Below are 12,693 nucleotides of genomic sequence, written 5' to 3'. Positions count from 1 at the left end.
ATGCGGACAATCGCGCCTTCATGCGCTCTGGCTGAAAGGGGGACTGCATGGATGTCGTGATCGTCGACGACCAACCTTCGGCACGAACCATGCTACGGCATATCGTGCAGGGCATCGGCCCGCAACTCGTCGTGCATGATTTCGGCGTGCCCCAGGCGGCTTTGGATTGGTGCGAGGGCAACCGGCCCGACCTGCTGCTGCTGGACTACCGCATGCCGGACATGGACGGGCTGGAGTTGGCCATGGCCTTTCGCAAGCCGCTGCGGAATCGGGACGTGCCCATCGTGCTTGTCACGGTGGTGGGCGACGAACCGGTACGGCAGGCGGCGCTGGACGCCGGCGTGATCGACTTCCTGGTCAAACCGGTCCATCCCCGCGAGCTGCGCGCGCGTTGCCGCAACCTGCTGCAGTTGCGCCAACAGTCGGAGTCGATCAAGCAACGCTCGCTGTCGCTGGAGCAGCGACTCCTGGCCAGCATGCACGAAGTGGAGGAACGCGAGCGCGAAACGCTGTCACGGCTCGCACGGGCCATCGAGCTCCGCGATGCCGGCACCAGCGCCTACCTCGAGCGCATGTCGCATATAGCCGGACTGATTGCGGAAGGCCTGGGGCTTCCGGAGGAGCAGGTACGCACGATCGAGCTGGCTGCGCCATTGCACGACATCGGCAAGATCGCCATTCCCGATGCGATCCTGATGAAGCCCGGCCCGTTGAACGCGGAGGAGCGCCTGCACATGCAACAGCATCCGCGCATCGGCTACCAGCTGCTGCAGGACAGCCAGAACCGCTTCATCCAGGCGGGGGCGCAGATCGCGCTGCGCCACCATGAGCATTGGAACGGAAACGGCTACCCCGACGGGCTCGCCAGCGAGGAGATCCCGATCGAGGCGCGGGTGGCGACCGTAGCCGACGTGCTGGATGCATTGCTGTCGCCGCGCCCGTACAAGGAAGCCTGGGATATCGAGCGAGCGCTCGAATTCATTGGCGCGCAAAGCGGCGCCATGCTGGATCCGGCCTGCGTGCGCTCGCTCATGGACAACCTGCCGCGGCTGCGCGGCATTTGCGAACGTTTCTCCCGTGTTCCGCTCAATCGCGACTGGCGTTGACCGCGTGCGCCCGGCACTGGCCTGGGTACGCCGGCGATTGCACGGGCGCGCGGACAGTGAGCATGCGCAAGTCTTCGTGCGCATCGCGATCACCATGTTGTTCTGCACCTATCTCGGCTGGAAAGTCGACTGGGGCGACGACAGCCCGGCGTTGTTCTCGACCTGGCTGATCCTGCTCGGGGAGTTGGCGCTGTCGATCGGCCTGCTGGCCGCCATTCTCGTTGCTCCGCAACCGTCGTGGGTACGGCGCTGGCTGGGCATGCTGGCCGACTACGCGGCGATTGGCGGGGTCATGCTCCTGCAGGGGGAGTCGGCCTCCCCGCTGTACGCGGCCTACCTGTGGGTTTCGATCGGCAACGGCATGCGCTACGGACCGCGCTACCTGTACGCCTCCACGGCGTTGGCCGCGCTGTCGTTCGCGGCGATGATGACGGTCACTCCCTATTGGCTGCAGAACCGCTACCTGTCCTGGGGATTGCTGCTTGGCCTGATCGCGGTACCGCTGTACTTCGCCTCCCTGCTCAAGGCGCTGACCGCCGCGATCGAAGAAGCCCGCCGCGCCAACCTGGCCAAGAGCCGGTTCCTCGCCAATATGAGCCACGAGTTCCGCACGCCATTGAACGGGCTGTCGGGCATGTCGGAGCTGCTGGCGAGCACCAGGCTGGATACGGAGCAGCGCGGCTATCTTGAAACCATCCAGGCTGCCAGCCGCTCGCTGCTGGCTCTGGTGGAGGATGTGCTGGACATCTCGGCGATCGAGGCCGGCAAGCTGCGGCTGAAGCAGGAAACCTTCAACCTGAATGCCTTGCTGGAGCAGATCAACCTGATGCTGCGCCCCGAGGCCCGCTCGAAACGGCTGGAATACACGGTCACGGTATTGCCGGAGGTGCCGGAGCAACTGCGCGGCGACCCCCATCACCTGCAGCAGGTACTGGTGAACCTGCTGAGCAATGCGATCAAATTCACCGCGTCGGGCGAAGTTCGCATGACGGTGGCGAAATCGGCCGGGGTCGGTACAGAGGTGCGCCTGCGCTTCACGGTTTCGGATACAGGTATCGGCATTCCCGCATCGGCACGCGCAAAACTGTTCGAGGCATTCGAGCAGGTCGACAGCAGCCTTGCGCGAAAGCACCAGGGCACCGGCCTGGGAACCACGATCGCCAAGGGCCTGACCGAAGCCATGGGGGGATCGATCGGGTTCGAAAGCAGCGAAAACGTCGGCAGCCGCTTCTGGGTCGAACTGCCGTTCGGTTCCGCCGTGGAACCCGCGCCCGCATCCGCCGGCGCCAAACCGAAAGCCGCGGACGCGCGCATATCGCCCCCATCATCGACGGCGCACAACATCATTGCGTTTGCCGATCCGTTCTCGCGCCATCGCGCGCGGATCAAGTCGGCACGCGTCCTGGTCGCCGACGACCACGCCGCCAACCGCCTGCTCCTGCAGGGCGTACTGCAGAAGGCCGGGCATCGGGTGATGACAGTGGGGGACGGCGAAGCCGCGTTGGATGCGCTGGCGGGCGGAGGCTTCGACCTGGCGTTGCTGGACCTGCACATGCCGTCACTGAGCGGCATCGACCTATTGCGTCAGCTGCGTGTGATGGAGGCGGGCACGCGTACCCGCACGCCGGTGGTGATCATCAGCGCCGATGCCACTCCCGAGTCTGCGCGGGTGTGCCGCGATGCCGGCGCGCGCGCCTTCATCACCAAACCCTTTGCCGCCGTAAGGCTGCTCGATGCCATCGCGACGATCCTGACCGGTGGAAGCGGCGAGGAGGTGGAAAGCGCCCGCCCGAGCGTACACGCCTCCGCCGAGCAGGTGCTGGACATGTCGGTGCTGGATGAGTTCGCCGCGCTTGGGATGGGAAAGACATTCGAGGCCGACTTCATCAATCAGTGCGTTGTCGACGCACGCCTGGCGCTGGCGAGGATGCGCCAGGCCGGAGCGGAGGGCGACTGGGAGCGGTTCCGCGACCAGGCCCACGCCATAAAGGGAATCTCCGGCAATCTCGGCCTGGTGCAGTGCGCCGGGTTGAGTGGCGGCCTGATGCGCATGACCGCCTTCGAACTGGAGCGCGACTGGCAGCGCCATTGCGAGAGCCTGACGCAGCGCCTGCATGACGGCGAGCAGGCGCTGCAGACGCGCGGGAGCTGGACACCCGCGCGCGAGGACAGCCCGTTGTCGCCATGATCAGGCCTGCACCACGGCCTGTTCGCCGTGCCGGCGGTACTGCGCGCGCACCAGCCTTTCCATGGTTCGCAGCGACTTCTCGCCCAGCTGCAGCGCGGTGTCCACCCAGATCTCGGTGATCGCCATCATCTCCTCCAGCGTCACCGGTTGTGCCAGCGCCCGGACTCTATGCATGGCCATCCGCGCATGCGGGATGCGGCGGTTGCCACGGATGACTTCCTCGACCGCCTGCGCGCCTTGCCCACGGGGAGCCAGCACGTCCACCAGCCCCATCTTGTAGAGCTCTTCGCTGGACAGGATGTCGCCGCCAAGCATCAATCGCTCGGCCTGCTGGGGCGGGATGCGTTTGCACAGGAAGGAGTAGGCCCCCATTCCCGGGAACAGGTCGAACAGCACCTCCGGCAATCCCATGCCCACGCCCTCTTCCGCGACGATGGTGTGGCAGCTCAACGCGGCTTCGAAGCCACCACCCAATGCATCGCCCTGCACCAGCGCGATGCTGTGCACGTCGGCATCCAGCCCGGCATGGAAAGCATGCACGCCACGCACGCATTGCCGGGCGTAAGTCAGCAGCGCAGGACGGTTCTGATGACGGATCGCCTCGCAGAAGTATTCGAGGTCGCCGCCAAGGTTGAACGCATCGCAGTCGGAAGCAAGCACCACGTGCCGCAGTCCTGATTCGCCATACATGCGTTCCCGGCGCAGCCTGTCGCCGAGCACGTTCTGGTATTGAAGGATGTCGGCGACCAGCGCCGGCTTGAAGCAGGCGCGGCCGGGCGAGGCGGCCAGATCGGCGTGCATGTGACACCAGTGCACGGACGCATCTGCACTCTCGGTGGTGCGCAGGGTGGGGTAACGGGGGACAGAAGCAAGCTTCTCGAGAATCGCGGTAGCCATGGTCACTCCAGACGGTTGATGCCAGCCCGGGCCGTGACCGGCGGGGAACGGAAGGTACATCGAGGGAGGCCCGGAGGCCTCTATGCACCTAAACGGTCGGAAGTGCAAGGAAAAGTCCGGCCCCTGGAGCCGCATGCTCCGGACCAAGGGAAAGCTGCAAATCAGGTCACGCATTCACAGTGACGAGCATCCTCCGCCCGGCACGTGCTCCTCGCCGGAAAGGACCCGGAAGGCCTACCGGCGCAACCTCGGCACCCCATGTTCGTCGCGTTCCTCGATCGCGATGGCGCTGGTGTCGATCACGCCGGCCGTGGCGGAATGCGTGAACTGCACGGTTTCGCCACGCGCCATGGCCAGCGCATTGCGGTAACAGCGTTGCGCCTGCGCGGCGTCGCCCTGGCCTGCATGCGTGTCGCCCAGTGCCTCCCATGCGCCGCTGCCCGGCTCCAACGCCAGCGAGCGCTCGAGGTATTGGCGAGCCTTGCCCCAGAGCCCGGAGCGCACGCAGATACGGCCGGCAGCGAGCAGCAGGGTGGCGTCGTTGGGATGGTCCGACAACCAGCTTTCGGCGCGACCGAGGCGCGCAGCCAGGTCGCCGCCGGCGAGCACGCCATAGGCTTCCACGAGTTCCGGCGACCATTCGCGGCGCAGCGCCGATTCAAGTTCGTCCATCGCCGGCAGTACAAGGCCAAAGCCGGCGGCGCGACGTGCGTAGGCATCGACGGCGGCGTTGGCACGGCGCTGGGTCTTGGGCAACTGCGACCATAAGGTGTTGAGAGCGGCGCCATCAGGGGCGGCATTGATGGCGGCGGTCAATACCCTGGCTTCCAGCGTGGTGTAACCGCGCATGCCCAGCGCACCGCTTTTCTGCAAAGGATCCAATGCAGCCAAGGCACGCCGCGTGTCGCCCACGGCCAGCGCGGAGAGTGCCAGTTCGCGCCAGCCGCCGGGTGGCAATGCGGCCTTGTCGGCATCGGGCGCCAGCAGGGCCACGGCTTCGGCCGCCTTGCCGTCTCGGCGCAGCATGCGTGCGCGCAATACCCGCGCGGCCTGTGGCGCGGCCTGCGAGGCTTCGGCCAGGATTTCCAGCCCGCGGCCATGCTCGCCTCGGCGCGAGGCGGCTTCGGCGGAGGCGAGCAAGGCCACGCCGCGCAACGTGCCCAGCCGCGACGCGCGGTTCAAATCGCGCTCGGCGTCGCCATGACGGCCCTCCATCAGCGCGATCAGGCCCTCGCCCAGACGCTTGCGGCTGAGCCTGCGGTGCCGCCGCGACAACGCGCCGAACGGCCAGCGCAGCAACCGCCATGCCGCAACGAGGGCGGCCCACGCCACGAGCAGGATGACCACGGCGGCGAGCAGCGAGGTCTCCACCCTCCAGCCGCGGATGCGCACCAGCACGTAGCCGGGATCGACTGCCACCCAATGCCAGCCGAACGCGGCCAGCGCCGCGACGATGACCAACAGCAGGATCCAGCGCCACAAGCTCATCGCGCCGCCCCTTTGGGTTGCGCAGGTACCGACGCCGCGGGCGCAGGGCTGTTCGACAGCGCGTGCACCGCGCGCAGGTTGCGCAGTTCCGACAAAGCGGCACCAAGCTGCACCGGTGCGTCGTTGGGCACGACGAAGGCCAATTGCTTCAAGCTGGCGCGAGCCTGCTGCACGGCATCCGCGTTGCCGTCGAACTGGCCAGCAAGGCCGGCGTCGGCGCGCTGCAGTGCACCGACGTAGGCCTTGGGATCATGTGCGAGCAGCGCCGCCTGCGCCTGCGCGAGATCCAACGCCACCAGCTCGCGCGCAAAGCGCGCATCGGCCACCGCCAACGGCGCGCCGTTGTCGCGCTGCACGCTGACCACGCTTGCGAGCGCACGCGTTATGCGCGACCACGCGCCGGACGACGAAGCGCCCGCCGGCGCATCCAGCGGCTTCAGCGGCAACGCAGGTACGGCATCCCGCAAGCTGGTGAGCTTGCCCAGCGCCTCATCCTGGCCAGCCGGCTGGCTGGCAAGCAGGGCGAGGTGTTCGGCCTCGACGTTCTGCCGCAGGTCCGCGAATGCGCCGTCGTTCACCGCGGCCAGCGTTTGCGCGGCCAGTGCATAGGCCGCGGCCGCACCTTGCGCATCATGGAACAGGTCATAGCGCTCCTTGGCCATGCGCAGCAGCGATTCGGTTTCGTCCAGCAAGGCGGTGTCATGTGCGCTGAGCGTGTTCTCGGAAAGCTTGCCCACGGCCTCCTCCAACTGGCGCAGGCGATCGCCTTGCGCCTGCTGCGCGGCTTGCAACCCGCGGTCGAGCTGGTCGGACGCATCCAGCCGCTGGATGAGGCTGGCGCTGCCACCCTTCAGACCATCCAGCCTTTTTTCCAGCGCATCCACCCGGTCGAGCAGGTTCTTCGAATTGGCAACGGTGGCATTGATGCCGACCCGCTGTTGCCACTGGCGCCAGCCCACGTAGCCGACGGCCAGCAGGGCGAGCAACGCCAACAGCAAGGCCAGCGCGATGCTGCCGCCACGCGGCGCAGCGTCGCGTACGGGAAGCGGTCTGTCGGCGCGCGGCGCAGCGACCGGCGATGGGGATGGTTTGGTGTCTTGTTCGTTCATGCCGGCATGCTAACAGGCAGCCCTCAAGCGTTCGTTGCAAGCTCGTGAAGCCGTCAACGCGATGCGGCGGCCTCAAGCAGATCGGCAGCCAGCGCAGACCTGGCCAGCACGATGCGCGTGAAACCCTCGCCCTGCGCCGCTTGTGCCAAGCGCTCGCTGCTGACCACGGCCATGGCTTTCCGCAAGCGCACCATGGCCGACGCGGGCAACCAGCCCGTCAGATTGTGCAGCGCCTCGGTGCTGGAGAGCAGCACGCGCGCCGAACGCGGCAACGCCAGCACCGCATCGACATGCCGCCTGTCCAGTCGCGGGGGCACGCGTCGATACACCTGCACCTCGTGGCATTGCGCGCCACGTGCGGCCAGTTGCCCGTGCAACAGGCGGCGACCGCCAGGGGCACCTACCAAGACCACGCGCTTGCCTGACAGGTTTTGCATCGCCGGCAAATCGAGCACGCCTTCACTATCTTGCCGTGCAGGCGCCTGCGCCCGCACGCCATGCCTGCGCAACGCCTGCACCGTGCCCTGCCCCACCGCGAGCACCATGGCCTTGCTGCGCAAGGGGAGCAGCGCGGCGGCGAAACGCACTGCCGCCGGACTGGTGAACACCAGCAGCTCGTCCTTCAACGCGGCACGCATGGCTGCGGGCAACCGCGGATCGTCGACAGCACGCAGGGACAGACCGGGCAAAAGCAACGGCACACCGCCGCAGGCGCGCACGCGCCGCGCCATCGCGGCAGCGGTGCCGGCCGGACGGGTGATGACCACGATGCGGCCATGCAACGACGGAATGTGCGGCTTGCGACCCATGCGGTGCCCGGCGGTCCAGCCCGCATCGCGCGCGGGCAACAGGTCGCGAGTATAGCCAGGGGCTTCGCGCCGCTTGGCAATCCATCTTCCACCAGTGCCGCGGAAGCGGCACCCGTGCTGCATAGCAATGTTGAATGGCCGGCCAAATCATCCGACAATTGTTCTATTGTCGGACATTATGCTGTGTGCGACTTCGCGTGACACGAAGTCGGCCGAATGCATTCCATTGCACGTTTCGCACACCGGGGAGAAGTCGATGCGCTGGTTGGTAATGTCGGGTTTCATGCTGCTGTCGTGGTTCGCGTGCGTCGGATCGCCTGCATATGCTGGAGGACAGCCGCCCCAACCGCCACGGCAACCGAACGGGCTGGCGCTCACGCCACCGATGGGCTGGAACTCGTGGAACCACTTCGGATGCAACATCGACGAGCGGACCATCCGCGCCGCCGCCGATGCGATGGCAAGTTCGGGCATGAAGGACGCCGGCTACCAGTACGTGGTGATCGACGACTGCTGGCACGGCCCGCGCGACGCCGAAGGCAACATCACCGCCGACGCCGGGCGCTTCCCCTCCGGCATCAAGGCACTGGCCGACTACATACACTCGAAGGGATTGAAGTTCGGCATCTATTCCGACGCGGGGTCGAAAACCTGCGCCGGCCGTCCCGGCAGCCGCGGCCACGAATACCAGGACGCGCGCACCTACGCTTCCTGGGGCGTGGATTACCTCAAGTACGACTGGTGCAACACGGGGACGCAGGACGGCGAGTCCTCCTACACGCTGATGAGCGACGCACTGCGCGCCACCGGCCGCCCCATTGTGTTCAGCCAGTGTGACTGGGGCAGCAACAAGGATTGGTTGTGGGCGCAGAACGTCGGCGACCTCTGGCGCACTACCGGCGATATCTATGACGGCTGGGAAAGCCGTGCAGGCCGCCAGAACGGCATGACCAACATCGTGGACATGCAGGCCGAGCTGGCGCACTACGCGGGTCCAGGCCACTGGAACGATCCCGACATGCTGGAAATCGGCAACGGCGGCATGAGCAACGAGGAATACAAATCGCAGTTCAGCCTGTGGGCAGAGATGGCCGCACCGCTGATGGCCGGCAACGACCTCGCCCACATGAGCGCGGAGACCAGGGTCATCCTCACCAACCGCGAAGTGATTGCAGTGGATCAGGATGCGCTGGGCGTGCAGGGGCAGCGCGTATTCAAGGATGGCGACCATGAAGTGTGGTCCAAGCCGCTCAAGGGTGGCGGCCGAGCGGTGGTGCTGTTCAACCGTGGCGCGCAGGCGAGCCGTATCGCCGCGGACTGGGACATGCTCGGCTATCCCAGGGGCGTGGCCATGCGCGTGCGCGACCTGTGGCAACACAAGGACCTGCCGCGCGCAAGCGGCAGCTTCGCCGCCGAGGTTCCCTCGCACGGCGTGGTGATGGTTCGTATCGACAACTGACGCGGGTCGCGCACCGCCGGTGCGCGGCTCACACGATTCTTTGCACGAGGAACGGACGGTGAAGCGATTGCGGATGCTGTTGACGATGGTGCTGGCTTGCGGTCTGGTCGCAGCGATGCTGCATGCCGAGTCCGCGCCACCGCGCACGCCGAACGGACTGGCACTGACGCCGCCGATGGGCTGGAACACCTGGAACAGGTTCGGTTGCAAGATCAACGAGAAGCTGATCCGGCAGGCGGCGGATGCGATGGTCAGCTCCGGCATGCGCGACGCCGGCTACGTCTATATCGTCATCGACGATTGCTGGCAGGGCGAGCGCGACGCCAAGGGCAACATCCGGCCCGATCCGCTGCGTTTCCCCTCCGGCATGAAGGCGCTGGGCGACTACATTCACGCCAAGGGCCTGAAGTTCGGCATCTACTCCGACGCCGGCCAACTCACCTGCGGCAAGCGCCCAGGCAGTTGGGGGCACGAGTACCAGGACGCGCGCACCTATGCCTCGTGGGGCGTCGATTACCTGAAATACGACTGGTGCTCCACCTATACGCAGGATGCACCGTCCACGTACACGACGATGAGCGACGCCCTGCGCGCCACCGGCCGCCCCATCGTGTTCAGCATCTGCGAGTGGGGCGTCAACAAGCCGTGGCTGTGGGCGAAGAACGTCGGCAACCTCTGGCGCACCACCGACGACATCTACGACCACTGGTCGGGCCAGGACGGCTACCAGCACAGCGTGCTGGCCATCCTCGACCTGCAGGTGGGATTGGACGGCTTCGCCGGTCCCGGCCACTGGAACGACCCGGACATGCTGGAAGTGGGCAACGGCGGCATGAGCAACGTGGAGTACCAGTCCCACTTCAGCCTGTGGGCCATGCTGGCCGCGCCGCTGATGGCCGGCAACGACCTCGCCGACATGAGCGCGGAGACCAAGGCCATCCTCACCAACCGCGAGGTGATCGCGGTGGACCAGGACCCGCTGGGCATCGAAGCCAGCCGCGTCGCCAAGCAGGGCGACTACGAGGTCTGGGCGCGCCCGCTCAAGGGCGGCGGACGCGCGGTGCTGTTGCTCAACCGCGGCGCCACCGCCCACGCGATCACCGTGGACTGGGCGGACTTGAACCTGCCGGCCTCGCTGCGCATGAAGGTGCGCGACCTCTGGACGCACAAGGATCTGCCGGCCGCACGCGGCAGCTTCACCGCCGACGTGCCGTCGCATGGCGTGGCGATGCTGCGGATAGAGTGAGCGCCTGCTCCCGAAACGTCGGGACATCCAGTGCGGCGTAGCGGGGTCGAAGGGCCCCGCAACGCACTCTCTTTGTTCGAGCCGTTTTGACCGCGTCGTGCTACGCGTCGGCCGCTGCCATGGCCAGGATCTCGCGGTAAAGCCCCGATGGAACCGTTGCGCCTTCGCGCAGGCTGCGTTCGCGCGCTTCGAAACGGCGTTGCGAAGGCAGGCGCGCGCCTTGTGCGGTGATCGCACCGAACATTTCCTCGGCGCGCCGCGCACCATCGGCGGCGTCCGCTCCGCCGAGACGCGCAGGATCGAAGGCAAGAATCAGTTCGCCGTGGCAGGGTGCGGCGCCGGCGCCCTGATCGAAGTCCAGCGATTCGCGGCTGGTCCAGTCGCCGATCAACGCACCGCCCATGAGTTCCACCATCATCGCCAGCGCCGAACCCTTGTGGCCGCCGAAGGTGTGCATCGCACCGCCGGCGATCGCGACGGGATCGATCGATGGATGGCCGTCGGCGTCCACGCCACACCCTGACGGCAGCGGCGTGCCGATGCGGCGGTGCAGCTCCAGGTCGCCGCGCGCGATCGCGCTGGTGGCGAAGTCGAACACCAGCGGATACGGGCCGGGGCGCGGCCAGCCGAAGGCGACGGGATTGGTGCCGAACACCGGTCGGTGACCGCCGGCGGGTGCGACCCACGCGTGGCTGGGCGTGAGCGCGAGTGCGGCCAGGCCGTGCGCGACGACGGCCTCGATTTCCGGCCACAAGGCGGAGAAGTGGAAGCAGTGGCGTATCGCCAGCGCGGCGACGCCGTGTCTGTGCGCCGCCTCGGCCAGCACCGGCAGGCTGCGCTCGAAGGCCAGCGGCGAGAACGCACGACGCGCATCCACACGCACCACGGCGCTGCCGTCGGATTCGACGACGGGTTCGGCCTGCAAGTCGACCTTGCCTGCGTGCACGGTCCGCGCGCAGGTCAGCACGCGATAGATGCCATGCGACTGACAGGCGTCGCGCTGTCCGGCGACGATCACGCGTGCCATCGCCTGCACGTGCGCTTCGCCCAGGCCCAGGCTACGCAAGGCGGCACGGATCTGCTCGCCCAGTTCGTCGAGCGGCACGCGCAGGGTGTCGGAGGATGCGGTGTTCATCGCAGGAAAAACCCTTGCGGAAACGGATCCTCGCGTTCCAGCACCCAATGGTTGAAACCCATGATGTGCGCCTCGCCGGTCACTTCGGTGATGGCGCCGTCGAACGGGCCGATCTTGACGGCTTCGACCACACGCACCTCGAAGCGGCTGCCAACGATGCTGGCATTGACATAGGCCTGGTTCAATCCGAGTCGACCGCGCAGGAACAACTGCGCGGCACGACCCGAACTGCCGGTGCCGGTGGGCGAACGATCCACCTCGCGATCGGCGAAGATGCAGACGTTGCTTTGGTCCGCACCGGCGGAGGCCGCATTCGGCGGCCCGTCGATGATGCTGCCGTAAAGCTGGTCCAGGTCCGGCTCCAGCGGATGCCGGATCGGTATCTGCGCAACCACGGCCGCTTTCGCCTGCGCGCCGAGTTCGATCAGCGTACGCACGTTTTCGGGCGCGATGGACAACCCGTCCGGCGCGGCGAGGTAGTAGTAGAAGGCACCGCCGAACACGATGTCGCCGGTGATCGCGCCGAAGTCGCGCGTCCGCACCGCGACGTCGCGACGGTAGATGAAGCCGGGCACATTGCGGAACGTCGTGCGTCCGGCGTGCCGACCGTCCCATTCCACCCACGCCTCGATGAAACCCGCGGGTGCGTCGAAGGCGATGCGCGTGCGCGGCGACTGCCGCTCGACCATGCCCAGTTCCACCAGCAACCTGCCGAGCGCGATGATGCCGTGCCCGCACATGTCGCTGTAACCCTCGTTGTGCAGGAAGATCACGCCGAAATCGGCGCCGGGCGTGACCGGCGGGAACAGGTAGGCGCCATACATGTCCGCGTGGCCGCGTGGCTCCAACATCAGGAAGCGGCGCAGGTCGTCGTGGTGTTCGCGCAGCCAGGCACGCTTCTGCAGCATCGTGCCCGCGGGCAATGGCGGCAATCCGGAAAGCACCACGCGCAGCGGCTCGCCGCCGGTATGCAGGTCGACGGTGTGGAGCTGGCGGACGTAGTCGCTCATTTGCGTGATCGTGCCGGCAAATACGGTGATGCCAAGCATGGCACCGTGCGGCCGCCTTGCGCCGTTACCGTGCGAATTCCGCACGCTTCCCGGACGAATCCGATCAAGACGCCGCCATCGATGGTTTCAATACTGCAACCCGTCAGTGCATGAGGGGCTCTGGCTGATGTTCGGCTCGACATATCCAGCCATCGTCCGATGGTCTGGCCCATGACCAATGCGGGGAGAGAGCAAATGATTCGGAAG

The 12,693-nt window shown here is 66.8% G+C and carries 10 protein-coding genes; 4 read left to right on the top strand and 6 right to left on the bottom strand.

Translation table 11 applies throughout. The annotated features are described in order from the left end of the window. Nucleotides 1-47 precede the first annotated feature (47 nt). Together IHE49_RS11790 and IHE49_RS11785 are read left to right on the top strand one after the other, a co-directional pair. Nucleotides 48-1,106 (top strand): HD domain-containing phosphohydrolase, encoded by a 1,059-nt coding sequence (locus tag IHE49_RS11790; protein ID WP_192158065.1) that lies wholly within the window; start codon nucleotides 48-50, stop codon nucleotides 1,104-1,106. A 4-nt stretch (nucleotides 1,107-1,110) separates the two neighbouring features. After that, nucleotides 1,111-3,294 carry an ATP-binding protein gene (locus tag IHE49_RS11785; protein WP_192158221.1) on the top strand — a complete coding sequence of 728 codons (2,184 nt, stop codon included), beginning with the start codon at nucleotides 1,111-1,113 and terminating at the stop codon, nucleotides 3,292-3,294. Here IHE49_RS11785 and IHE49_RS11780 read toward each other — a convergent pair whose 3' ends face one another. The 4 genes from IHE49_RS11780 to IHE49_RS11765 form a co-directional block, all read right to left on the bottom strand. Beyond that, nucleotides 3,295-4,191: a crotonase/enoyl-CoA hydratase family protein gene (locus IHE49_RS11780; RefSeq protein ID WP_192158062.1), complete on the bottom strand. Its 897-nt coding sequence runs from the start codon at nucleotides 4,189-4,191 to the stop codon at nucleotides 3,295-3,297. A 234-nt stretch (nucleotides 4,192-4,425) separates the two neighbouring features. Next, entirely contained in the window at nucleotides 4,426-5,679 is a 1,254-nt protein-coding gene (locus tag IHE49_RS11775; RefSeq protein WP_192158061.1) for a heme biosynthesis HemY N-terminal domain-containing protein, read from the bottom strand. Continuing rightward, a complete protein-coding gene (locus IHE49_RS11770; RefSeq protein WP_192158060.1) occupies nucleotides 5,676-6,788 on the bottom strand; it encodes a uroporphyrinogen-III C-methyltransferase in 1,113 nt (370 codons plus the stop codon). Before IHE49_RS11770 ends, IHE49_RS11775 begins: the two co-directional genes overlap by 4 nt. A 53-nt stretch (nucleotides 6,789-6,841) precedes the next feature. Next, nucleotides 6,842-7,597: a uroporphyrinogen-III synthase gene (locus IHE49_RS11765; protein ID WP_192158058.1), complete on the bottom strand. Its 756-nt coding sequence runs from the start codon at nucleotides 7,595-7,597 to the stop codon at nucleotides 6,842-6,844. Nucleotides 7,598-7,853: 256 nt separating this feature from the next. On the opposite strand from IHE49_RS11765, the gene IHE49_RS11760 reads away from it, so the two are divergent. Both IHE49_RS11760 and IHE49_RS11755 read left to right on the top strand, forming a co-directional pair. Beyond that, a complete protein-coding gene (locus tag IHE49_RS11760; protein WP_192158057.1) occupies nucleotides 7,854-9,056 on the top strand; it encodes an alpha-galactosidase in 1,203 nt (400 codons plus the stop codon). A 58-nt stretch (nucleotides 9,057-9,114) separates the two neighbouring features. Continuing rightward, on the top strand, nucleotides 9,115-10,302 hold the full coding sequence (locus IHE49_RS11755) for a glycoside hydrolase family 27 protein (RefSeq protein WP_343227576.1): 1,188 nt from the start codon (nucleotides 9,115-9,117) through the stop codon (nucleotides 10,300-10,302). Between the two features lie 100 nt (nucleotides 10,303-10,402). Here the strand turns inward: IHE49_RS11755 and IHE49_RS11750 are convergent, their stop codons facing one another. Further along, nucleotides 10,403-11,437, bottom strand: coding sequence for an Ldh family oxidoreductase (locus tag IHE49_RS11750; protein ID WP_192158055.1), 1,035 nt, complete (start codon nucleotides 11,435-11,437; stop codon nucleotides 10,403-10,405). Continuing rightward, a complete protein-coding gene (locus IHE49_RS11745) occupies nucleotides 11,434-12,486 on the bottom strand; it encodes a proline racemase family protein (protein WP_225578396.1) in 1,053 nt (350 codons plus the stop codon). The genes IHE49_RS11750 and IHE49_RS11745 overlap by 4 nt, the downstream gene beginning before the upstream one ends. Nucleotides 12,487-12,693 lie beyond the last annotated feature (207 nt).

This window comes from Rhodanobacter sp. 7MK24, from assembly GCF_014842995.1.
GTDB lineage: Bacteria > Pseudomonadota > Gammaproteobacteria > Xanthomonadales > Rhodanobacteraceae > Rhodanobacter_A.
This window is presented reverse-complemented; position numbering and strand designations above follow the sequence as displayed.

What these genes read in the sequence shown, in the direction of transcription:
- IHE49_RS11775 (WP_192158061.1), bottom strand. Translation starts at nt 5,679, where the DNA reads ATGAGCTTGTGGCGCTGGATCCTGCTGTTGGTCATCGTCGCGGCGCTG.
- IHE49_RS11790 (WP_192158065.1), top strand. Translation starts at nt 48, where the DNA reads ATGGATGTCGTGATCGTCGACGACCAACCTTCGGCACGAACCATGCTA.
- IHE49_RS11745 (WP_225578396.1), bottom strand. Translation starts at nt 12,486, where the DNA reads ATGCTTGGCATCACCGTATTTGCCGGCACGATCACGCAAATGAGCGAC.
- IHE49_RS11750 (WP_192158055.1), bottom strand. Translation starts at nt 11,437, where the DNA reads ATGAACACCGCATCCTCCGACACCCTGCGCGTGCCGCTCGACGAACTG.
- IHE49_RS11770 (WP_192158060.1), bottom strand. Translation starts at nt 6,788, where the DNA reads ATGAACGAACAAGACACCAAACCATCCCCATCGCCGGTCGCTGCGCCG.
- IHE49_RS11765 (WP_192158058.1), bottom strand. Translation starts at nt 7,597, where the DNA reads ATGGGTCGCAAGCCGCACATTCCGTCGTTGCATGGCCGCATCGTGGTC.
- IHE49_RS11780 (WP_192158062.1), bottom strand. Translation starts at nt 4,191, where the DNA reads ATGGCTACCGCGATTCTCGAGAAGCTTGCTTCTGTCCCCCGTTACCCC.
- IHE49_RS11760 (WP_192158057.1), top strand. Translation starts at nt 7,854, where the DNA reads ATGCGCTGGTTGGTAATGTCGGGTTTCATGCTGCTGTCGTGGTTCGCG.